The 20,667-nt window shown below is 64.2% G+C and carries 22 protein-coding genes and 1 pseudogene; 8 read left to right on the plus strand and 15 right to left on the minus strand.

Annotated elements, in window-relative coordinates:
- The first annotated feature begins 52 nt into the window (after nt 1-52).
- Complete coding sequence (locus tag V1279_RS01605) at nt 53-550, plus strand: hypothetical protein (RefSeq protein ID WP_334431832.1); 498 nt, start codon at nt 53-55, stop codon at nt 548-550.
- 41 nt (nt 551-591) lie between these two features.
- Here V1279_RS01605 and V1279_RS01610 read toward each other — a convergent pair whose 3' ends face one another.
- Nucleotides 592-1,188, minus strand: a complete 597-nt coding sequence (locus V1279_RS01610) for a TetR/AcrR family transcriptional regulator (RefSeq protein WP_334431833.1) — start codon at nt 1,186-1,188, stop codon at nt 592-594.
- 209 nt (nt 1,189-1,397) lie between these two features.
- Here V1279_RS01610 and V1279_RS01615 point away from each other — a divergent pair, with 209 nt between their 5' ends.
- From V1279_RS01615 to V1279_RS01625, 3 genes are all read left to right on the plus strand, one after another.
- Entirely contained in the window at nt 1,398-1,874 is a 477-nt protein-coding gene (locus V1279_RS01615) for a PaaI family thioesterase (RefSeq protein WP_334431834.1), read from the plus strand.
- A gap of 90 nt (nt 1,875-1,964) precedes the next feature.
- Nucleotides 1,965-2,750 (plus strand): sulfite exporter TauE/SafE family protein, encoded by a 786-nt coding sequence (locus V1279_RS01620; RefSeq protein ID WP_334446151.1) that lies wholly within the window; start codon nt 1,965-1,967, stop codon nt 2,748-2,750.
- Nucleotides 2,751-2,781: 31 nt separating this feature from the next.
- A complete protein-coding gene (locus V1279_RS01625; RefSeq protein ID WP_334431835.1) occupies nt 2,782-3,459 on the plus strand; it encodes a DsbA family protein in 678 nt (225 codons plus the stop codon).
- 64 nt (nt 3,460-3,523) lie between these two features.
- On the opposite strand, the gene V1279_RS01630 is transcribed toward V1279_RS01625, so the two are convergent.
- The 8 genes from V1279_RS01630 to V1279_RS01665 all read right to left on the minus strand — a co-directional run bounded on the left by V1279_RS01630 (nt 3,524) and on the right by V1279_RS01665 (nt 11,536).
- The gene (locus tag V1279_RS01630) at nt 3,524-3,730 is read right to left on the minus strand and encodes a hypothetical protein (protein WP_057854639.1); all 207 of its coding nucleotides are present in this window, start codon (nt 3,728-3,730) and stop codon (nt 3,524-3,526) included.
- A 55-nt stretch (nt 3,731-3,785) separates the two neighbouring features.
- A complete protein-coding gene (locus V1279_RS01635; RefSeq protein ID WP_334431836.1) occupies nt 3,786-4,640 on the minus strand; it encodes a hypothetical protein in 855 nt (284 codons plus the stop codon).
- A gap of 8 nt (nt 4,641-4,648) precedes the next feature.
- Nucleotides 4,649-5,986 carry a hypothetical protein gene (locus V1279_RS01640; RefSeq protein ID WP_334431837.1) on the minus strand — a complete coding sequence of 446 codons (1,338 nt, stop codon included), beginning with the start codon at nt 5,984-5,986 and terminating at the stop codon, nt 4,649-4,651.
- A gap of 118 nt (nt 5,987-6,104) precedes the next feature.
- A complete protein-coding gene (locus V1279_RS01645) occupies nt 6,105-7,178 on the minus strand; it encodes a phospholipase (protein ID WP_334431838.1) in 1,074 nt (357 codons plus the stop codon).
- 15 nt (nt 7,179-7,193) lie between these two features.
- Nucleotides 7,194-8,165: a S1C family serine protease gene (locus V1279_RS01650; protein ID WP_334431839.1), complete on the minus strand. Its 972-nt coding sequence runs from the start codon at nt 8,163-8,165 to the stop codon at nt 7,194-7,196.
- A gap of 163 nt (nt 8,166-8,328) precedes the next feature.
- On the minus strand, nt 8,329-9,846 hold the full coding sequence (locus tag V1279_RS01655; RefSeq protein WP_334431840.1) for an AMP-binding protein: 1,518 nt from the start codon (nt 9,844-9,846) through the stop codon (nt 8,329-8,331).
- A gap of 317 nt (nt 9,847-10,163) precedes the next feature.
- Complete coding sequence (locus V1279_RS01660) at nt 10,164-10,487, minus strand: hypothetical protein (protein ID WP_334431841.1); 324 nt, start codon at nt 10,485-10,487, stop codon at nt 10,164-10,166.
- Between the two features lie 122 nt (nt 10,488-10,609).
- A complete protein-coding gene (locus V1279_RS01665; protein ID WP_334431842.1) occupies nt 10,610-11,536 on the minus strand; it encodes a division plane positioning ATPase MipZ in 927 nt (308 codons plus the stop codon).
- A gap of 225 nt (nt 11,537-11,761) precedes the next feature.
- On the opposite strand from V1279_RS01665, the pseudogene V1279_RS01670 reads away from it, so the two are divergent.
- Nucleotides 11,762-11,910, plus strand: a pseudogene (locus tag V1279_RS01670) (hypothetical protein); the annotation flags it as partial.
- Nucleotides 11,911-11,947: 37 nt separating this feature from the next.
- A complete protein-coding gene (gene groL, locus V1279_RS01675) occupies nt 11,948-13,591 on the plus strand; it encodes a chaperonin GroEL (protein ID WP_334431843.1) in 1,644 nt (547 codons plus the stop codon).
- A 169-nt stretch (nt 13,592-13,760) separates the two neighbouring features.
- Here groL and V1279_RS01680 read toward each other — a convergent pair whose 3' ends face one another.
- The 3 genes from V1279_RS01680 to V1279_RS01690 all read right to left on the minus strand — a co-directional run bounded on the left by V1279_RS01680 (nt 13,761) and on the right by V1279_RS01690 (nt 15,637).
- Complete coding sequence (locus V1279_RS01680) at nt 13,761-14,318, minus strand: HNH endonuclease (protein ID WP_334431844.1); 558 nt, start codon at nt 14,316-14,318, stop codon at nt 13,761-13,763.
- Nucleotides 14,319-14,529: 211 nt separating this feature from the next.
- Nucleotides 14,530-15,162: a LysE family translocator gene (locus tag V1279_RS01685; RefSeq protein ID WP_334431845.1), complete on the minus strand. Its 633-nt coding sequence runs from the start codon at nt 15,160-15,162 to the stop codon at nt 14,530-14,532.
- Nucleotides 15,163-15,211: 49 nt separating this feature from the next.
- Entirely contained in the window at nt 15,212-15,637 is a 426-nt protein-coding gene (locus V1279_RS01690; protein WP_334431846.1) for a YybH family protein, read from the minus strand.
- Between the two features lie 221 nt (nt 15,638-15,858).
- Here V1279_RS01690 and V1279_RS01695 point away from each other — a divergent pair, with 221 nt between their 5' ends.
- The gene (locus V1279_RS01695) at nt 15,859-16,782 is read left to right on the plus strand and encodes a LysR family transcriptional regulator (RefSeq protein WP_334431847.1); all 924 of its coding nucleotides are present in this window, start codon (nt 15,859-15,861) and stop codon (nt 16,780-16,782) included.
- On the opposite strand, the gene V1279_RS01700 is transcribed toward V1279_RS01695, so the two are convergent.
- From V1279_RS01700 to V1279_RS01710, 3 genes are all read right to left on the minus strand, one after another.
- A complete protein-coding gene (locus V1279_RS01700) occupies nt 16,779-17,747 on the minus strand; it encodes a peptidyl-alpha-hydroxyglycine alpha-amidating lyase family protein (protein ID WP_334431848.1) in 969 nt (322 codons plus the stop codon). The two genes, V1279_RS01695 and V1279_RS01700, sit on opposite strands and share 4 nt — an antisense overlap.
- A gap of 93 nt (nt 17,748-17,840) precedes the next feature.
- Nucleotides 17,841-18,536 carry a response regulator transcription factor gene (locus V1279_RS01705; RefSeq protein WP_334431849.1) on the minus strand — a complete coding sequence of 232 codons (696 nt, stop codon included), beginning with the start codon at nt 18,534-18,536 and terminating at the stop codon, nt 17,841-17,843.
- Nucleotides 18,537-18,538: 2 nt separating this feature from the next.
- Nucleotides 18,539-19,930 carry a sensor histidine kinase gene (locus V1279_RS01710; protein ID WP_334431850.1) on the minus strand — a complete coding sequence of 464 codons (1,392 nt, stop codon included), beginning with the start codon at nt 19,928-19,930 and terminating at the stop codon, nt 18,539-18,541.
- Nucleotides 19,931-20,108: 178 nt separating this feature from the next.
- Between V1279_RS01710 and V1279_RS01715 the strand changes: the two genes are divergently transcribed.
- Nucleotides 20,109-20,633, plus strand: coding sequence for a DUF3280 domain-containing protein (locus tag V1279_RS01715; RefSeq protein WP_334431851.1), 525 nt, complete (start codon nt 20,109-20,111; stop codon nt 20,631-20,633).
- Nucleotides 20,634-20,667 lie beyond the last annotated feature (34 nt).

A 20,667-nucleotide genomic window follows, 5' to 3' on the forward strand; every position in this document is an offset into this window, starting at 1 on the left:
TGAGGTTGCGCTAGGATGGCGCTCGCAGATGACTTCTCCAAGGAGACCAGGGATGACTATTCAAGCAAGAATACTGGGCGCGATTGCGATGTCGGGTTTGGCTGCGCTGGCGATGACGTCGCAGGCGAGTGCCCTGACCGCGCAGGAATGCAGCGCCAAATACCAGGCCGCCAAATCAGCCGGCACGCTCGGCGGCCAGAAGTGGAACGACTTCCGGAAAGCCCAGTGCGGCGCCGACGCTACGGCCGCACCGGCGGTCGCGGCCCCCGCCGCCGAGCCCAAGGAAGCCGCCAAGAAAGAATCCAGGAAGGAAGCCAAGGAAGCTGCAAAGCAAGCTGCGGCGCCTGCTGCTCCGGCAGGACCTGCGGTCTATCCGAGCGCCGTCGATCCGAAATATTCCAAGGAGACCGCCGGCAAGGCCCGCATGCACACCTGCGTGGATCAGTACAATGCCAACAAGGCCACCAACGCCAATGGCGGCATGAAGTGGATCCAGAAGGGCGGCGGCTACTACAGCGAATGCACCAAGAAGCTGAAGGGCGCGGCCTAGCCAGCAACGGAAGCGGGCGCGGCCGGAAATTTCGGCCGCGCCTACCATTCGCGGAGCAATGTTTCGGCCGATTTCGCCACCAGTTGCGCGCGCTTGCGCGGGCCCCGTTCGAGAAACAGCAGGCTCTGGCCGAACACGAAGCAATAGAACAGGAACGCCTGCGCGTCGGCTTCCTCCGCCGGCAGGCCGGTGGCGCGATAGAGATGCCCGACATTCTTCAGCCGCGCGGCATCGACGCTTGCCGCCGCGTTGGCGGCAAGCTCGTCGGACCGGGCCCATTGCCGGATCGCGAGCTCAACCGCCATGCCTTCGGTATTCATGCGCTCGGAATAGAGCGCGATCAGCGCCTTCAGCCGCTCGCGCGCGGTTGCGCCGTCGAGGCTGGTCTGCTTTTCGATCGCGGCGATGCGGCCCGCGCTCCAGTGCTGCAGCATGGCCTCGAGCAGGGCCGCGCGGTCGCGGAAGCGGCGGTAGAAGCCGCCCTTGGTGACGCCGAGTTTCTTGGCCAGCACCTCGACCCGCACCCCCTCGACGCCGGACCTGGCGATTTCCTCGAAACCGGCCTCGATCCAGCTCTCGCTGCGCACCTCGCCGGTTCGCGCCTCTCCGGTTCGCGCTTCTCCCTTGGCGTCGCTCATGGTCCGGCCTCACCGACTGTTGATACGGTACCGTATTGCTAACCCGGACGAGGTCTGATACGCTACCGTATCAATATTAAAAGGCGGGAGCGAACGATGGAGACGGACGGCGTCCACATGGACCGGCAGGCGCGGAAGTCGACGCCCTTCGCGCCCGCGATCCGTAACGCGGCTGAAAAGCATCTCGAACCGGCGATGGCGTGAACCGCATGTCGCGCTTCCAGCCGAAGAACCCGGATTACCGCGCGATCGCGTTTCACACGTTCGAGCAGCAGCGGGCGATGAAGACGCTCGGCATTTCGATTACCCGAGTGGAGCCAGGAGAGGTCGATCTCGCGATGGATTATCGGTCCGACCTCACCCAGCAGCACGGCTTCATCCATGCCGGGATCATCACCGCAGGTCTCGACAATGCCTGCGGCATCGCGGCGTTTACGCTGATGCCGGCGGGCGCGGGAATTCTCACGGTGGAATTCAAGACCAACCTGCTGGCGCCCGCGCGCGGCGAGCGGTTCGCCTTCCGCGCCACCGTCGTCAAGCCCGGCCGCACGCTGACGGTGTGCGAGGCCCGCGCCTATGCGGCGCATGACGGGGCCGAGACCTTGATCGCGACCATGAGCGGCACGCTGATGGCACTGGCTCCCCGTGAGGACGCCGCGACGGACAGGGCGCACATGCCGGCCTGACCCTGCTGCGGTGCATATTTATGCTATCGGCATGGCGGGGCGTGAAAAATCCTTCTATGGTCCCGCCGTGCAATTGAGTCTGTCAACTTGATCATCTCTGCCGCGCAAGGCGTGCTGGGACTGGCGTCGGGGATGCTGGTCGGATTCTCGCTCGGCCTGGTCGGCGGCGGCGGCTCGATCCTCGCCGTGCCGCTGATGGTCTATGTGGTCGGCGTGGCGGAGCCCCATGTCGCGATCGGCACCAGCGCGATCGCGGTGGCTGCGAACGCCGCGATTAACCTGTCCAACCATGCGCGCGGCGGCACCGTGATCTGGTCCTGCGCGCTGATCTTCGCCGTGGCCGGCATGGCCGGCGCCTTCGGCGGGTCGATCCTTGGCAAGATGGTCGACGGCCAGAAGCTGCTGGCGCTGTTCGCGCTGGTCATGATCGTGATCGCGCTGTTGATGCTGAAGACGCGTTCGCGGATCGGCCTGCCTGACGTCAAGGTCTCGATGTCGAACATGCCGGCCATCGTCGGCCTGGGCCTCGCGACCGGGACGATATCGGGATTCTTCGGCATCGGCGGCGGCTTCCTGATCGTGCCGGCCCTGATGCTGGCGACCGGCATGCCGATCATGAACGCGGTCTCCTCCTCGCTGGTCGCGGTCACCGCGTTCGGCCTGACCACGGCCGCCAGCTATGCCTGGTCGGGCCTGGTCTCGTGGGCACTGGCAGGACTGTTCGTGGCGGGCGGCATCGCCGGCGGATTGGCCGGCACGCGTGCGGCGCGGCACCTCGCCGAGCGCCGCGGCGCGCTCAATATCGTGTTCGCCGTGGTCATTATTGCGGTGGCGCTCTATATGCTGGCGCGTAACATATCCCTATCTCAGCCGTAGACGGGAAATGGCAGCCCTTCGCGAGACCCATATGAAGCGATCGAACAATCCGGCCGGGGCCAACCCGGGATGCACACGTCGTAAGGCGCTCGGCCTGCTTGGCGGCGGTGCTGCGCTGCTCGGCGCCGGCGCGGCGTCGCGATCGGCGTTCGCGCAAGGCGGCGACGACGTGCTGACGGAAGCGCTGGTGCTGCGCGACCCCGATGTGCCCGCGGCCGGCAATCCCGACGGCGACATCAACATCGTCGAATGGTTCGACTACAATTGCCCGTATTGCCGCAAGATCGCGCCCGAAATCCAGCAGGTGGTGCAGGACGACGGCAAGGTTCGCCTGGTGCTGAAAGATTGGCCGATCCTTGGCGAGGTCTCGAAGTTCGGGGCGCGGATGGCGCTGGCGGCGAAGTATCAGGGCAAGTACATGGCCGCGCACGAGGCGATGATCGGCGTCAGTTCGCGGCTGACCGAACCGCGCATCCGCGAGTTGCTGGCCGGCGCCGGCATCGACATGGATCGGCTCAACCGCGACGCCACCACCAACGCCAAGGCGATCGACACCATCCTCGCCCGCAACCACGATCAGGCGGTGGCCTTCGGATTCAAGGGAACGCCGTCCTTTATCGTCGGCAAGTTCCGCGTGCCGGGCATCCTGAACATGGCGGAATTCGAGATGGTGATTGCCGACGCGCGCAAGGCGAAGAAGAGCAACTAGCGCGCATCAAAACGCCGTCGCCCGAGACGACGGCGTTTGAATGTTGTGATGATCCCGCAGGAAACTATCGCGACGAAATCTTGACCCAGTCCTCATGGGCGCGCGTTTTCAGCGCCTTCCAGTCCTCTGCTGCGACATCCCAGTTGACGAGGGTGCGGTTGGCCTGCGCGACCTGGCCGCTGGCGACGCTCGATGTCCGCATGGAATCGTAGACATAGACGCCGAGAACCAGCAGCAGCGCACCCAAAATCATCCCGACAAACGTCCGCATGGCAATTCCTCCGTGACCGGCTGATAACGCAGTGCCCGGAGGAAGGTTCCGCGGCCTACGAACGCACCTTGGCAGGCGCGGGACGGGGGGCGGTGGCGGAAGGGACCGCCGCCGCTGCCGTCGCCAGATTGAGCGACTTCAATTCATCCGGCTTGAACACGAAGAGCTTGTCATGCGGCGTTTCCATCGCGTGCACCCAGACCTGCAAGTTGACGCCCATGTCGCCGAGATAGCGCTGGCAGCGCGCGGAAATATTCTGCGCCACGTTCATCTCGTCGCGTGGCAGACCGCCTGCTGAACCGATCGCCGCCACCTGATGCACGCCGATGATCGCCTTGTCGCCGACGCGGCGCTCCACGCCGCCCGCGAACACCAGCGGGCAGGATGACGCGCAGTATTTCCCGGGCTCGATCTCGGTCGCGAAATTTTTGTCGCGAATGAGCCGCCCCATCGCCAGTGCGTCGGCGACCGAGCCGCCCGGCGAGTTCAGCACCACGGTCTTGATGTAGTCGCCACGCCTGGAGACTTCGGCGGCGAATGCTTCGGAAATCCCCGGCGTGATGGTGCCGGTCGCCATCAGCTTGCCGCCGCCCGCCAATTCGAACGTCATCGGCTTGGCCATCACGCCATCTGCCTGCGGCCGCGGCGTCAGGCGTTTGCCGCCGTCGGGCGTGAGCGGCGCCAGGATTGACGGCACGATGTCGGGGAGGCCAGGCGAGGGCGTATCGTGGCTTACCTCGGCGGCCGAATCGGGCGTGCCGATCCAACCGTTCATGCCGGCAAGATCGGCCGCGAGCACGAGAATCGTGACGGTGACGACGCTGCGAAAGATAAAGCGCAGGATCGCCTCGTCGGGATTGGCTGCAAGGAAAGCATGAATGCGCTGTTGAAACGTCGCGGATGGCTGCATGACGACACCTATTTGGTATGCCGTGCCGACGATAGCGGGGTGACGTTTTCCTCGGCTGCCGTCGCAGCATCAGGCGCAGGCTCGTCGCCAGCGGATTCAACAACATCGGGCTGCGCCACGCGCCGCGCTTCCTCGACCTGGCGCGCCATCTGCAACGCCGCGACCAGTTCGCCCGCCGTCATGCCGGAGGCACTGAAGGCCGGCAACCCCTCGCGCCGGATCGCGGCGTGCACGACGCACAGGATCAGCACCAGCACGGCCGGCATCAGGTCGATCGAGATCGCGCCCGCCCAGCTCGGAATGAAATCGCCGGCGTAGCGAAGCACGGCTTCGGCGGGCGACATGGTCTGGAACCGAACCGGCTCGACGCGCGGCAATGCCAGTATCTTGTCGGCTGCCTCAGCGAGTGATGTCGCCTGCGCGGCGATCGAGCTCTCGACCTTGCCGACCACGGCGGTCTGCCGGTCCGCGAGGTCGGTGGTACGGCCGCCGGCGGCTGGCGCGATGAAGCCGGATGACAGGGACGTCGCCGCACGCTTGACGGCGGGTGCCACCGAGGTCTGCTGCAGGTTGGTGATCACGCCGCTGAGCGCCAGCGACTCGGTGGCGAAAGCGTCGCTGCGCGTCGAAATCGGACCGCGGTCGGAAATCAGTTCGCGCATCTTCGTCAGATGCTTGCCGCCCTGTTCGAACAATGCCGAGACGCGTTTGCCTGACGCCTGGACCTCCTGACCGAGACTGTCGAGTTGCCCGGACATTTGCGTCAGAAGCTGCACGACAGTGCCGGAGCCCGCGGTGCCCGTGAGCGAGCCGGCGCGCTCGGCGTCGGCTAGCCTGGAAAACCGCGATGAGGCCAACTGGATATCTGGCAGCAAGCCTTGCGCCGCGATGGCGTTGCTGTTGGCGGTATCGAGGTCGCGGGTGTAGTTCTGGACCGTGATGGCGAGATGCTGCTGGATCGCGGCCGCGCCCGCGAGCGCCGAGGCGTTGAGCCAGGACGACATCGCCACGATCATCAATGACCCGAGCAGCATGCAGCCGAACATCAGCGCGCGCCCGGTACGATCCACTACATGCGGCATGAACTGCATGAGGAAAATCCAGAAGGCGTAGATGCCGACCGAGACCGCCACCGAATAGATCACGGCGGCGAAGAACACCGTGGTCGGGCTGCCGTTGAGCAGCTCGCGGACACCGAGATAGGTGTAGACCCCAGCCGCAAGCGCCAGGATCGCGGTGGTCAGTTTCAGCGTGATTTCGAGGCGCGCGACGCCCTTCGAGAGAAGCAGCGAATTGGAGGCTCGCGCCGTGGCCGCCGGAGCGGTGAGGCCGGTGTTCGTGGGCATGACGTATCCTGTCGCGGTTCAATGAACCGTTCTGATCAACGCCCCCACGCTGTTGCTGAGTGTTTCAACGAATAGAGAGAAATTCCGACGAGATTGTGTCGGCAGCGCCTTCAGGCGGTTAGCCTTCGCCGCCCAGCCACTGCAGGATTTCCGCGTTCATCTCGCGCGGATAGGTATGGCTGAGATCGTCGAGCTCGCGATAGGTGACCTTGGCACCCGCGGCCGACAGCGCCTGGCTGGTCTGCCGCGCCACCTGCACCGGGAACATCCAATCGAGCCGGCCGTGCACGATATGAACGGGCAGGCCGCGCAACCTGTCGGCATCGGCCATTTCCGCCATCAGCGGATGAAATGTCGCCGACACCGGCGCGAGATGGGTGAAAGGCGAGGCGCCATCGAACCCCGTCACGTAGCAGAACGTGCCGCCGTCGCTCATCCCGGTCAGCAGCATTCTCTCTGAATCAATGTTCCAGCGCGCCCGCACGGCTTCCAGGATGCGCATGAGGTTCGGCGTATCGGTATCGTCGCCCATCAATGCCCAGGTGCTGCCGGTGGCGGTCGGTGCGACCAGGATCGCGCCGCGGCTGCGGGCGTCACGCAGCCAGCTCCAGAGGAAGCCGCGGCCAGTGCCGCTGCCGCCGTGCAGCGCCATCACCAGCGGCCATGCGCGGTCGGGCGTGTAATATTCCGGCACGTAGAGCGAGAAGCCGCCGCGGCTGCCGGGCTCGTTCTGGTTGTGGAAGACGCCGGTGTTTGGGTTGGCCGGCGCCGCCAGCCGCGCCGCGAGATCGGTGTCGTCGCGCAGTGCAGGATCGACAAAGAACTGGTTCACCGGCGGCAATCTTGCCGACAGCGCGTAGAGCGCTTCCTGCGCGCGCGGGACGTAACGCAGCGCGCGAAACAGGCTGACGAAATCGCCATGGCCGCTTTGCACGACGCGCAAGGCTTCGAACGCAGCGAGCGCCGCATCGCTTGCTGTTTCGAGCGGCGTCTTGATGTCAGCGAAACCCGCGGGCCATTGCTCGAGCCGCGGCCGGATCGCGCGCAGCGCGACGTCCGGCTTGCCGGCCGTTTCCATCACGCGGTCGAAGTCCGGCGGATTGAGGTAGCGCGCGACGAAGCCCAGGGCTTCCAGCGATTGCAACAGCGGCGGCAGCACGGCCACGATGTCGTCCACCACGGCCTCACTCATTACGCATTCCCTGTCCTAATGCAGCTGCGGCGCCTTCAACAGCTTGGCGCGATCGGTCGAGCTCAGCACCACGTCGAAGGTGACGCCCTCGTGGTAGACCGTGAGCGGCACGTCGACGCCGGCGGCGCCGAGCGACCAAAGCTTCCGGTAGAAGCCGGTCTGGCTGGTGATCTTGTCGCCGTTGACCGCGAGGATGACGTCGCCCGTCTTGAGCTCGGCGCGCGCTGCCGGTCCCTTGCTGGCGATGCCGACCACCACGACGCGGTTGTCGATTTCGGTGGTGTACATGCCGAGCCACGGCCGCGCCGGCTTGTTGACGCGGCCGAATTTCCTGATGTCGTCGAGCACCGGTTTCAACAGGTCGATCGGCACGATCATGTTAACGTGCTCGGCCTTGCCCTCGCGCTCGCGTTCGAGCTGCAGCGAGCCGATGCCGATCAGTTCGCCGCGACCCGAGATCAGCCCGGTGCCGCCCCAATTGGGGTGCGCGGGATGGGTGAAGATCGCCTCATCCAGCAGGTATTCCCAATAGCCGGCGAATTCCTGCTTGGCCGCGATCTGGCTGGCGACCGAGCGGGTGCGCCCGCCGGCGCCGCCGACCACCACGCGATCGCCGATCTGGGCGGCGGCGGAAGAACCGAGCGGCAGCGGCTCGAGATCGAGGTCGCCGAGCGCCTGCACCAGGCCAAAGCCGGACTCGAAATCGAAGCCGAGCGCATGGCCTTCCACCACGCGGCCGTCGCTCCGATGCAGCCACACCGCGTCGGCCTCGGTGATAAGATACCCGATCGTCAGCACCAGCCCGTTATCGATCACTACGCCATTGCCGGCGCGTTCGGTGCCGAGCGTCTCCGCGCTGAAGGCGTCAGACGGGATGATCGAATGCAGCCCGACCACCGACGACAGGGTTTTGTCGAGGTCGAAAGCGTAGTCGCCCGGGCGCGGCTGGTTTGCGGGCGGCACTCTCCATTCGGTCAAAGAGGGCATGGATGGTCTCCTGGCGAACCGGCGCGCTTCGGGGCAAGGCGAAAGCGCGGGAAATTCATGACAATCTATGCTGCAAACGGCCGTCTTGAAAGTGTCCCCTAAAATGGGCCGTCACGCGACTCATAAGAGGGCAGATTCACAAATGTTCCGCGGCAATTGAGGGTCAACCCACCTTCGCCCTTGCCCCCGACGGCATGACCCGGAAATCGCGGTTGTCCTTCAGCCAGCCAGCGCGTTCGTCGCGCAGCAAGGTACGGCGGACCTTGCCGGAATCGTCACGCAGGCCGACGGTGACGGCCTCGAAACTTTCCGGATGCTTGTAGCGGCTAAGGCGGTCGGCCAGGAACGCGGCCATGCCGTCGGCCACGGCCTGCGCGTCCGTGCTGCCGTCGAGTTCGAGGATGGCGTGCACGCGCTGCCCGAATTCCGGATCGGGCAGGCCGACGACGACGCAGGAGCGCACTTCGGGATGTTCCGTCACCGCGGCCTCGACTTCCGCCGGATAGATGTTCGCGCCGCCGCGCAGGATCATGTCGGCGAGGCGGTCGCCGAGATAGAGATAGCCTTCCGCATCGAGCCGGCCGATATCGCCGAGCGATTCCCAACCATCCGCGCGGCGCTTCGGCTCGGCGCCGAGATAGTGATAGGTGGAGCCGGCGCCGTCATTGGGCAGGAAATAAATTTCGCCGGTCTCGCCGGTGGCGACCTCGTTGCCGTCTTCGCCAATGATGCGCAGGCGCGCGGTCTCGCCGATCTTACCGACCGAGCCGCGGTGTTCGAGCCATTCAACGCCCGATATGATCGTGGCGCCCTGTGCTTCGGTGCCGCCATAGAGTTCGTAGATGCGTTCGGGCCCCAGCCACTCGATCCATTTTTCCTTCAGCCATGGCGGCATCGGCGCGGCCATGTGAAACACGATCTGCAGGCTCGACAGGTCGTAACGGTTGCGCACCTGGTCGGGCAGCGCCCAGATCCGGTGCATCATGGTGGGCACGAAATTGACCCACTGTACCCGGCTGGCCTCGATCAGGCGCAAGCATTCCTCGGCGTCGAATTTGACGAGGCCGGTGACGCGTCCGCCGTTGAACAGCGCGGTGTGCGAAACGATGAAGGGGGCGTTGTGGTAGAGCGGGCCGGGGTTGAGCAGGGAAGCGCCGAGTGCCATGCCGAGCGCCGCCGGTCCGGCGGTATCGATCACGGCAGGCTTGTGATCGAGGATCACTTTCGGCCGACCGGTCGAGCCGCCGCTGGTCATCGCCTTCCAGTAGCGCGCCACCGGGTTGTCGACTGGTTCGTCGGAAAAGCCGTCCGGCACGAAATCGGCCGGCAGCGAATTCGGCGCGTTCCAGTCCGGCTGGCCGCCGACCACCAAGGACGGCTTGAGAATGTCGAGCACGGCGGCGGCCTCGCCGCGCGGCAGCCGCCAGGTCAGCGACGTCGGCGTCGCGCCGCATTTCCACACCGCAAAGGTGGTCTCGAAAAACACATTGCTGTTGGGCAGCCCGATGGCGACGAAATCGCCGGGCTTGACGCCCTTGGCGGCGAACGCACGTGCGCGTCGGTTGGCGTTGCGCTCGAGCTGCTCCCAGGTGATGGCATCGGCGCCGTGACTGACCGCGATGGTGTCCTTCGGTTTCCGTTCGGCATACCAGCGTGGCACGTCGGCGATGGGAATGAGCATAGGGCGTTTCCGTTGGGGGCGTTGATGCCGCTCTTGTGGTTCTGATGAGGCGAGTGCCTCAGAAGTATCGTGACAGAATTGGATGGCGGAGTGAAGAGAGGCCGGAGCATGCGTGCTGGGTCGGAGCGCATTTGCCCGAACATGGATCGTTGGTGGTCCGCTGATCGAATTCGGCCCACCGCTCCTGCGGTTGCCATTTCCGACGCACAGCAGCGCGATGTTCGACCGCAAGGGATCAGCGCGCTGCGAGGCAGACCGCGAAAAGAAAAGGCCCCGCCTCGGCGGGGCCTTCCTGCGCGGGCGTCTACGCGATCGGCTCACCAGTCAGAAACGACAATGTTGCCGTAGGGTGCGTAGTCGATGGGCACCGGCGCGCCAAATGCGGGGGCCGGCACATAGGCCCGACGGCTCACCACAACGGTGCTTGGCCGCACAATCGGCGGTGCCCCGATAACTGGCGCGGGTGCGACGTAAGCGCTCCTCGGAGCCACTGCTACCGGATAGGGGTCGGCATATCTATCGACATAGTCGGCATATCTATCGACATAGATTGCCTGTGCCGATGCACCGGTGACGCCGAAGGCCAACAAACCGGCGATCGCCAGGCCGGCCGTCGAGCAAATGCGCGATCTCGTTGTCATGTTCCGCAATCTCCTTCACTTGTTACGGCTTGCAGCCGAACAACCGAACCCACACCGCGCGCGGTCGTTCCCGGCGCTCACGAGGTTTTTGACCGCAAGTTCCACCGTGATAGTTTCGCAGTTTACGGACCGGCCAGGATATCGGTGTCCAGCGGGCTATCGTGAGAAGCAAACCATTCGGCGCGAAGCGCTGCGCGGCGGCGACCACCATCGTTGATTGGCAGCTTCAACGCCTCGAGCAGGCCCTGGACCTCGCCGCGCGCTAGGAGACGAGATGGCTCCTCCCCGTCGGTGTCGGGCATTGTCTCCCATAGCTGGTCCAGCGCGGTGAGCCCACGTGGAAAAAGATCGCGATAAATCGCGCGCTCCTGAAAGCCAGTCGCGGCCCGGAAACCTGCATTGAGGGCCAGTTCCTGCAAGCAGCCGCAAAGAACCGGGGCGGTAGATGATCGTTGCGCCGAAATGCGGTTGCGCACGACGACCCAATCGATGAGGGCGCCGTCAACCGGCCGGCGATGGCGGCGTATCTCGCGCACCAGCTCGCCGTAATGGCCGACCCCGGTGACCGTCAACGTAACCGGATCGAGTGTCGCCAGCACGTCGAGGTCGAGAAAACTGTCGTTCAGCGGCGTCACCAGGGTGTCTGTGATCGAATGGGCGAGCCGCATCAGGTAGCTGTCATGCGGAGGCGTATCGATCACGACAAAGTCGTGGCGATCCTGCGCAGCGGCAACGGCTCGCTGGAAATCGGAGAATTCGGCAGCCTCGTTTTCCTCCACCATGGGGCCTTCGACGCGTGCGATGCAGAAATGCGTCGGCAGCTCCAGATCGGCTTGGCTCCGCCGCGCCCAGCCGCGCCGGTTCTCGATACAGTGGGTGAGGGACCGTTGCCGGCCATCGAGATCGATGGTTGCGACGCGCTGGCCGGCCTTCAGCAGCGCAACGGCGACGTGCATCGCGATTGTGGTTTTACCCGAACCGCCCTTCTCGTTTCCGACCACGACGACGTGCGGCGACGGGCGCAATTGATGTACAGGCGCGGTAAGCACGGCTGCGCCTCCACGAACCGTCGGTTGCTTTCAAGCCTGCTCAGGAGGCGCGCCCCGCAATGGCGCGGCGGTCCTGTGCGGCAGGCAATAACATAACAGGCGCGTGGAGCCGTTTGTTCCTGGAACGGCCGGTCGCCCGAAGCTGCCGGTCATTTTTTGCAAGCCCCTTGCAGCGCAACTCTGCCCCACCTAAGTCGCATGCTGTAGGTTCCGATCGATCTTCAGGTGGGCGATCGCGTGCTGTTCGGCAATGGTCGGGCACCGAGGTCAAGATCGACGGCACCGAATATTTGATCATGAAAGAAAACGACATCATGGGCGTGCTGGGTGGTCCGGCGCAAGTCGCAAGGCCGCTTGAAAGCCCCCCGATGTAATGAGCAACCGAGGAATAGTATCGTAGGGAGCAAGACCATGGCTGCCAAGGAAGTCAAGTTTTCGGTCGATGCCCGCGAGAAGATGCTGCGCGGCGTCGACATTCTCGCCAATACGGTGAAAGTCACGCTTGGTCCGAAAGGACGAAACGTCGTCATCGAAAAGTCGTTCGGTGCGCCACGCATCACCAAGGATGGCGTGACCGTCGCGAAAGAGATCGAGCTCGACGACAAGTTCGAGAACATGGGCGCGCAGATGGTGCGCGAGGTGGCGTCGAAGACATCGGATCGCGTTGGCGACGGCACCACGACTGCCAGCGTGCTCGCCCAGGCGATCGTGAAAGAGGGTGCGAAGGCCGTCGCCGCAGGCGTGAATCCGATGGACCTCAAGCGCGGTGTCGACCGTGCTATCGATACGCTGATCGATGATATCGAGAAAAACTCGAAGAAAGTGACGTCGAACGACGAGATCGCTCAGGTGGCAACCATTTCGGCCAATGGCGATGCCGAGATCGGCCGCTTCCTGGCCGACGCCATGAAGAAGGTAGGTAACGACGGCGTCATCACCGTCGAGGAGGCCAAGTCGCTGCAGACCGAGCTCGAAGTGGTCGAGGGCATGCAGTTCGACCGTGGCTACATCTCGCCCTACTTCGTCACCAACGCCGAGAAGATGCGGGTCGAACTCGAAGACCCCTACATCCTGATCCATGAGAAGAAACTGTCGGGACTGCAGCCGTTGCTGCCGCTACTCGAATCGATCGTGCAGTCAGGCAAGCCGCTGCTCGTCATTGCCGAGGATGTGGAGGGCGAGGCGCTTGCCACCCTTGTCGTGAACAGGCTGCGGGGCGGACTGAAAGTCGCGGCGGTAAAAGCGCCCGGCTTCGGGGATCGCCGCAAGGCGATGCTTCAGGATATCGCCATCCTGACCGGCGGCACCATGATCTCGGAGGATCTCGGCATCAAGCTGGAGAGCGTGACCACCAATATGCTGGGCCACGCCAGGAGGGTGAGGATCGAAAAGGAGAATACCACGATCGTCAACGGCGGCGGCAAGAAGACCGATATCGAGGCTCGCATTGCCCAGATCAAGGCCGAGATCAAAGAGACCACCTCCGACTATGATCGTGAGGAGCTCCAGGAGCGGCTCGCCAAGCTCGCCGGCGGTGTCGCGGTGATCCGCGTCGGCGGGGCCACCGAAGTCGAGGTGAGGGAGCGCAAGGATCGCGTCGACGACGCGCTGCATGCCACCCGCGCTGCAGTCAAGGAAGGCATTTTGCCCGGCGGCGGCGTTCCCCTGCTGCGTGCCGTCAAGGCCCTCGATAGGCTTAAAGCAGCCAACGAGGATGAGCGCTACGGCGTCGAGATCGTGAAGAAAGCGCTGTCGTGGCCGACGCGCCAGATCGCGATCAACGCGGGCGAGGATGGCTCGCTCGTGGTCGGGCAGATCCTGGACAAGGATACATACGCCTTCGGATTTGATGCCCAGACGGGTGAGTTCTGTAACCTCATGTCAAAGGGCATTATTGATCCTACCAAGGTGGTGCGCACGGCCCTCGAGGACGCCGCTTCGGTGGCGGGCCTGCTGGTTACCACGGAGGCAATGGTTGCTGAACTCCCGAAGAAGCAGAAGGCCCCGCCGACAGCACCGGGCGCGAGCATGGCCGACATGGACTATCAAATCTAAATAAACCGCAAGGTGACTGGCGGGCCCGCAGTGGCGCGCCAATCACCGGAGATTCAATTTCACTATGGCGCGTGTGCCTTCGGGGACGGAACGCATCTGTGTTGACGTCGTTGCCGGCTTGAACCGAAGGCCAACCGATGGATGGCGCGATAAATCCGTGGCGCGAATCCTACGGATCGAGCTCGGTGTCCCAGTATAAATAATCCAGCCAGCTATCGTGCAGATAGTTCGGCGGAAACAATCGGCCGTTCCGATGCAGTTGATGCACCGTCGGCGCGAACGGGTGTTGTCTCGGAAACATCCGCGCCTGTTGCGGTGTCAGATTGCCCTTGCGCAGATTGCACGGCGAGCAGGCCGCGACCACGTTCTCCCAGGTGGTCTGGCCGCCCTTGCTGCGCGGGATGATGTGATCGAAGGTGAGGTCGTCATGCGCGTGGCAGTACTGGCAGACGAAGCGGTCGCGCAGGAAGACGTTGAACCGGGTGAAGGCGGGATGCGTGGTCGGCTTGACGAACGACTTCAGCGAGACCACGCTCGGAAGCTGGATCTCGAAGCTCGGGCTGTGCACCGCGCGGTCGTAATGCGCGACGATGTTGACGCGATCGAGAAACACCGCCTTGATCGCGTCCTGCCACGACCAGAGAGACAGCGGGTAATAACTCAGCGGCCGGAAATCCGCGTTCAGCACCAGTACCGGCCAACCGCCCTGCGAGACGTGTGCGTTCAAGTAACGCTCCTGACCCCCATGTTAGCTGCGAAGCAGCATGCGCCTTGCATACTACAGGCAGCGTGACGGGATTGTGAAGAGCGTTCCGGGCCTTATCCAGCAAAGGGAACGCGGGTTCGGCGCCGTGCCCCGAGAAAAAGCCTCGGTTCCTCGCCCCGCCGGTGCCTGATATTCGCGGTCAATCCATCGTGATGAGCAGCCACACTGGCATCTACGGCCTAGTCGCGCTCGTCACGAGCTTCAGGCCGAGAGCGAACATGACCGCACCGGCCGCTCGGTCAATCCAGGACTTGTACGACAGATAGGCCCGTTGCGGGCCTGACGACGAGAAGAGGAGGGCGACCAATGCGTACCAGGCAGACTCGACGAGAAACACGGCGGCAAGCAGCGCCGCAGCGAACCCCGGCGAGAAGGACGCGGGGAGAAAAGCGGCGAACACGCTTGCATAGACGATGGCAGTCTTCGGATTGCTCACCTGTGTTGTGAGGCCCAGCCAGAATGCGCGCAGCGGCCCGCTGCTGCCCCTGCCGCCATCAGCGACGACAGCGACAGGCCGCTGCGCAGACCTAAATATGAGAAAACCGAGGTAGCAAAGATACAGACCTCCCAGAACCCTGAGCCCTGCATAGAGCGCCGGCACCGCCAGCAGGACGCTCTGCAGCCCGAGGAGTGCCGCCGCGCCGAAGATGGCGCCCCCAGCGCCCATACCCAGCGCTGTGGCAAGCGCCCGGATTCGGCTTGATGCGACAGCCACACGGGCCACCATCACGAAGCTGGGCCCGGGGCTGATCACCCCAACGCTGAGCGCGGCGACGATGCTGGCGAGCGTTGCAAGTTCTTGCATTGTCGAATCCTCCGGCTGGCTTGCACAGGCTTGAGTATAACAGGCCCGACTATTCTGTGTGCGGCGGAGCTTTGACCGCCCATTCCGGATCGGCACCGAAGGGATGATCCATGAAAAACACCCAGGTGCCGTCGGGCAACCGGCGGTGAACCTCCATGCCGTGGTGATGCACCTCGGTCGGCTTGCCGTCTTCGCCGGTGCCCTTGATCAGCCATTGCGACCGCGTCATTGCGAACTCGCCGGAGACCGTCGTGTGATGGGTCACGACATCCATGTGCGGCTTCAATCCGACATAGGCCGCCATCGTCTGGCGGATGCCGTCGGCGCCGCGCGCAATGCTGCTGCCGCCATGGACTTCGTCGACCTGAACGATCGAGGCGTCGGGATGGTACATCGCCGCCGCGGCGTCAACGTCCTGCGCATTGAACGCGCGTGCCAGCCAGAGATTGCAAAGTTCGGGGGACGGAGCACCCATTTCTCAACTCCCATATTTTGAAGGTTGATCTGTTGAAGGTTGATCGATCATTGCGCTTGGGGCAGCGGCTTCATGCTTCGCTGCAAAGCTGGATCGGCGTCATCCTGTGTTCCTCATCTCGCTTCCGTTGTCCGACAGGTGGTGTCTGGCGGAACGGAAAGCACGTTGGAATTGCGCCAGCGTCACTTGCGAAATTGCAAGGGGCCCCTAGCTGTGCAGCCATGGAGGACTGGAACGAGCCCCAACTCGTGTTGGCGGTGCATCGGGCAAGCAGCCTCACCGGCGCCGCCAAAGCGCTAGATATTGACCATTCGACCGCGTTCCGGCGCCTGAATGCGCTGGAAACGCGGCTCGGCGTTCGCCTGTTCGAACGGCTTCCGGGCGGGGCGTACCAGGCGACGCCGGCGGGCGAGCGGATGGCGGCAGCGGCGGAGCGCATGGAAGACGAGGCGCTCGCCATCGATCGTGACATTGCCGGCCGCGACCACCGCCTCTCCGGCCGCTTGCGCGTAACCTCCTCGGAGACGCTCGCGTATCGAAAGCTGACCGGTCACCTCGCACGGTTCCGGCAAACCCATCCCGGCATCGTCGTCGAGCTCGTGATCGACAACCGTGTCCTCAGCCTCTCGCGCCGCGAGGCGGATATCGCGCTTCGCCCGATGCGGCCGAAGGAGGGCGACCTCTGGGGCCGCAAGCTCGCCGATGTCGCATGGACCGTCTATGGCACTGCTCGCTATCTCGAAGAGCGAGGCGGCGCCGTTTCATCCCCGGAAGATCTCGGCGGCCACGCGCTGATCGGATGGGAGGATACGGCTGCCGGCATCATGGCTGCAGATTGGCTGAACAGAACGGTGCCGGATGACGCCTTCGTTTATCGGACCAACAGCCTCGTCAATCAGTTCATCGCCGCGAAGGCCGGCATCGGTCTCGCGCTGCTTCCCTGCTATCTCGGCGACGAAGATTCCGACCTCGTCCGCGGGCTGCCTGGGCCAGTGCCGGACCTGGCTGGCGAACTATGGATCGTGACCCACGCTGACCTGAAACGGACCGCGCGGGTTCGTGCGTTCTTCGATATCGTTGGAGAGGGCCTTGCCCGTGAGCACAGCTTGTTTAGCGGGCGAGGCCTATCCCGCTCTGCGGTCTAGATTTTCTCCAGCTTCTGCAGGCAGCGGCTCACCCGAACCTCCGGCGGCATCGGCGTATCCGGAAAACTGGTCTTCCAGTCGGTGACGCCGACTTCGCCGATATAGATGTCGCCCTTCGAATCCATCGCGATGCCGTGCGGCGCGAGGAATTTGCCCGCCTCCAGCCCCGGGCCGTTCTCGCCGCCGAGCCGGGCGATCCGTTTGCCTTTTGAATCGACGATCGAAAGCCGCGGGCCGAGATTGGGCACCTTGCGGTTCACGGCCAAGCCGGGGCCGAGCTCGCCGACGATGAAAGTGGGCTGCTTGCCGCCGCAGCAACACAGCGCGCATGGCCGGTGCAGGTTGTTCCACTGCGTCTCGTATTTGCCGTTGCCGTCGAACACCTGCACGCGGTGGTTCTCGCGGTCGGCGACATAGACCCAGCCGTCGGCATCGGTGGCGATGTTGTGGACAATGTTGAACTGGCCGGGATCGGTGCCGGGCTCGCCCCAGGTCTTCAGCAGCTTTCCATTCGGCGAATATTTGTGGACGCAGGCATTGCCATAGCCGTCCGAGACGTAGATCTCGCCCTTCGGCGACAGTGCGGTATGCGTGCAGCGGTGGAACGGCTCGCCGCTCATGAACGGCGCCGGCTTGTTCGGAATGCCGATGGTCAGCAGCACCTTGCCGTCGGTCGTGCACTTGCGCACGGTGTGGTCGCCGTCATCGGTGCAATAGAGATGATCGTCGGCGTCGATGTGCAGGCCATGCGCGCGGTTGAACAGGCCTTCGCCCCAGCTGGTGATGAAATTGCCCTCGCGGTCGAGCACTACCATCGGATGGTCGCCGCGGTTGAAGACATAGATGCGGTTCTTGCTGTCGACCGCGACGGAAGCGGCGTCGGTCAGGCTCCATCCGTCAGGCAGCTTCGCCCAGTTTTCAACCACGCGGTAACGGTGGTCGCCTGAGCCGAGGATTGTGGGCATGCGCTTCTCCCCATCTGATATTTGTTGGCGGGAGTGTTGCAGAGACCTGTCCGAAGCACGAGGGGGATTTGCGCATGGCACGTTTCTTCCAGACTAGCTCCCCATATCCTCCGCCGCGATGATCCGCTGGCGAAGCGCCAGGCGTACCAATTCGATGTCGGAGCCGACGCCGAGCTTGGCGCGGATCTGATAGCGGGTGTTGGCCGCGGTCTTGACGCTGATATGCAGCGTGTTTGCGATCTCATCTACGGATTTCTCCGCCAGCAGCATGCGCAGGATCTCGAATTCACGCGGGCTCAGCGTGTCGATTGCCGAAGGCTCGTCGGCGAGCCGGTTGATCGCCAGTTCGTGGTCGATGTCGGGGCTGAGCGCGATGCGTCCGGCCATGACCTCGGCGATCGCGCGCAGCAGCGCCTCGGGCGGGTTGCTTTTGGTGACAAAGCCGCGTGCGCCCGCCTTGATCGCCTGGATCGCATAGGCGGCGCTCTGGTGCATTGAGAATACGAGGATGCGCGCGGACTTGTCCCATTGCCGGATACGCCTGATAGCCTCGACTCCGCCAATTCCGGGCATCGACAGGTCCATGATGACGAGGTCGGGCCTGGCTTCCTTGTAGACGCGATAGGCGTCGGCGCCGTTGTCGGCTTCGGCGACGATCTGAAGGCGATCCTGCTTTTGCAACAGCGAGCGATAGCCCTCGCGCACGATGGAATGGTCGTCCACCAGCATCACGCGCGTGCGGCCTGCGGTGTTCGCCAAGTCTGAGGCTGCCATGTCTGAGGCTGCCATGTCTAAGGCTCCACCCGCAGGGTGGGAATGCGTGCGACAAGCCGGGCGCCGCCCGCCTCTCGCCGCTCGAATTGCAAGGTCCCTCCGAGCGAAACCACCCGTTCCTGCATGCCGAGCAGTCCCATGCCGGCTTTCGGCGTGGGGCTGGCGCCGGCGGCTTCGCCGTCGTCCTCGACGGTCAGGACGATGTCGGCGTCTCCGGCCTCAAGGCGCAGTTGCACATGCCTCGCGTGCGCGTGCTTTGCCGCATTGGTGATCGCCTCCTGCGCGATCCGATAGAGGTTGGCGCTGACACCGGGCGGCAAATCGTCGGCCTCGCCACTGACGGCAATCTCAAATCGGGTGCGGCCCTTCTCGAAGCCGTTCCAGCTCGCAACCAGGCTTTCGAGGCTGAGGGTGAGGCCGAGTTCCTCGATATCGGGCGGACGCAGGCGCACCAGCGCGCCGCGCAGGGTTTCCATCATATGCGCCGTCGTGCGCGAGATGCTCCGGCATTCCTCGTATAGCGGCGGGCATTCGCGCTCCGCGGTGTGGGCGGCGGCGGCGGCCTGCGCCGCGATGGCGGAAAGCGACTGACCGAATTCGTCGTGCAACTCGCGTGCAAGATGGCGCCGTTCCTCGTCCTGCACTTCGATCAGCTTTCGCGTCAAGGCGTTGCGTTCGGCGAGGGTAGTCTGCAGCCGTTCTGCAAGGCTGTTGAAGACGCCGGAGATAACAGACAATTCCGCGAGATCGAAACGGGGCAGGCGCGCGGAAAGATCGTTGGCCGCCAGTTGCCGCAGTCCGGTGCCAATGGCCCGGGTCGGCCGCAGCGCGCGCGCCAGCGCGGCATAGACCGCAACACAAAGCCCTGCCAGCGCGAAAGCCATGATGGAAAGCAGCCGGCTTGCCTCGCGCCAGCTCTGGCCGATCTGCGTGGCGGGATCGAAGGTCGCGACGGCCATGCCCCGGGCAGTGCCCGCCACGAGGACCGGCATCGAGACCGGTTCACCCGGACGAAAGATGGCGCGGTAGAGCGACGCGAAGATTTCGGGCGCGGTCATTTCGTCGGCGGGCGCCCCGCTGCAGACTCCTTGCCGAAACGCGCCAGTGTTGTCGCGGTAGGCGATGCAGAGCCCCGGCTCCATCAGCGCCGCGATCCCCTGCAGATCCGGCGTTGCGTTGATGGACACGGAGAGCCATTGCGCCTGCGATTGCTGCAACGAAAGATCCCGGGCCACGATCTCGGCGATACGGCTCGCTTTGGCCTTCGCGACACGGTCGCTGTCAAACAGGGCGTAGGCCGCGACGGCGATGAAGCAAATGGCCGCGAGCGCCGCGACGCGTAACGCCAGCCGCAGCTTCAGATCGATGGCGGGCGGGCAGCTCGCCACGGAGTTGGGTGCCTGTCGCAAGCCTCCTCCCCAAGCTTCCTTCCAATCGGCTTCGAATAGTGAGGCAAATTTCGCCGGGAAGAAAGCGGGGCGAGACAAGATCGGGTATTTCACCCGGCCGTTTCAGGGAAAGCAGCCGTTTCGGCACGGCAGTAGATCGGCGATATCGCGAGGAGTAAGACAGTTTCCGAGGTGATCCATGCGCAACATCGCCCTTATCCTCGCTCCGGCAATTGTGCTTGCAGCGCTCGCGGCGGCTGGGGCCGCCGAGACGGCCGCACCGTCGCCGATCAAAATTGCGGTGTTTCCGTTCGAACTGGAGGATTTCAGCGCCGCGGCCGCCTATGTCCCGCCTGATGACATCGACCGCGAGCAATTGCGGCTTTCGACCGACGAAGCCCGTCGGCTGATCGCGGCATCCGGGCGCTACCAACTGGTCGACGTCAGCGCTGTGAACGACCAGGCGGCAAAAGCAGGCAAGTTGCGGGATTGCGACGGCTGCGAAGCCAGGATCGCGGCCGGCCTCGACGCAGATCAGTCGATGATCGGGATCGTCACGCGCATCACCCGAACGGAATACGCGGTCACATTCAAGCTTCGCGACGCCAGATCCGGGGCGATCGTCGCGGTTGCGCAGACCGACCTGCGCATGGGCGCCAACGTGGCCTGGAGCCGCGGCGCGCGGTGGTTGATCGAGAACCGTCTGCTGGAGCAGGCGAAATAGTTACCAGAACGAAACGCACGTTACGAAACGCCCA

The sequence above is a fragment of the Bradyrhizobium sp. AZCC 1610 genome (assembly GCF_036924515.1).
GTDB lineage: Bacteria > Pseudomonadota > Alphaproteobacteria > Rhizobiales > Xanthobacteraceae > Bradyrhizobium.

Bases quoted from the DNA above. Each gene is read 5' to 3' on its own strand.
- V1279_RS01705 (WP_334431849.1), bottom strand. From the start codon at position 18,536: ATGGCAGCCTCAGACATGGCAGCCTCAGACTTGGCGAACACCGCAGGC.
- V1279_RS01685 (WP_334431845.1), bottom strand. From the start codon at position 15,162: ATGCAAGAACTTGCAACGCTCGCCAGCATCGTCGCCGCGCTCAGCGTT.
- V1279_RS01695 (WP_334431847.1), top strand. From the start codon at position 15,859: ATGGAGGACTGGAACGAGCCCCAACTCGTGTTGGCGGTGCATCGGGCA.
- V1279_RS01645 (WP_334431838.1), bottom strand. From the start codon at position 7,178: ATGAGTGAGGCCGTGGTGGACGACATCGTGGCCGTGCTGCCGCCGCTG.
- V1279_RS01630 (WP_057854639.1), bottom strand. From the start codon at position 3,730: ATGCGGACGTTTGTCGGGATGATTTTGGGTGCGCTGCTGCTGGTTCTC.
- V1279_RS01610 (WP_334431833.1), bottom strand. From the start codon at position 1,188: ATGAGCGACGCCAAGGGAGAAGCGCGAACCGGAGAGGCGCGAACCGGC.
- V1279_RS01655 (WP_334431840.1), bottom strand. From the start codon at position 9,846: ATGCTCATTCCCATCGCCGACGTGCCACGCTGGTATGCCGAACGGAAA.
- V1279_RS01660 (WP_334431841.1), bottom strand. From the start codon at position 10,487: ATGACAACGAGATCGCGCATTTGCTCGACGGCCGGCCTGGCGATCGCC.
- V1279_RS01615 (WP_334431834.1), top strand. From the start codon at position 1,398: ATGTCGCGCTTCCAGCCGAAGAACCCGGATTACCGCGCGATCGCGTTT.
- V1279_RS01635 (WP_334431836.1), bottom strand. From the start codon at position 4,640: ATGCAGCCATCCGCGACGTTTCAACAGCGCATTCATGCTTTCCTTGCA.
- V1279_RS01690 (WP_334431846.1), bottom strand. From the start codon at position 15,637: ATGGGTGCTCCGTCCCCCGAACTTTGCAATCTCTGGCTGGCACGCGCG.
- groL (WP_334431843.1), top strand. From the start codon at position 11,948: ATGGCTGCCAAGGAAGTCAAGTTTTCGGTCGATGCCCGCGAGAAGATG.
- V1279_RS01650 (WP_334431839.1), bottom strand. From the start codon at position 8,165: ATGCCCTCTTTGACCGAATGGAGAGTGCCGCCCGCAAACCAGCCGCGC.
- V1279_RS01605 (WP_334431832.1), top strand. From the start codon at position 53: ATGACTATTCAAGCAAGAATACTGGGCGCGATTGCGATGTCGGGTTTG.
- V1279_RS01700 (WP_334431848.1), bottom strand. From the start codon at position 17,747: ATGCCCACAATCCTCGGCTCAGGCGACCACCGTTACCGCGTGGTTGAA.
- V1279_RS01715 (WP_334431851.1), top strand. From the start codon at position 20,109: ATGCGCAACATCGCCCTTATCCTCGCTCCGGCAATTGTGCTTGCAGCG.
- V1279_RS01640 (WP_334431837.1), bottom strand. From the start codon at position 5,986: ATGCCCACGAACACCGGCCTCACCGCTCCGGCGGCCACGGCGCGAGCC.
- V1279_RS01625 (WP_334431835.1), top strand. From the start codon at position 2,782: ATGAAGCGATCGAACAATCCGGCCGGGGCCAACCCGGGATGCACACGT.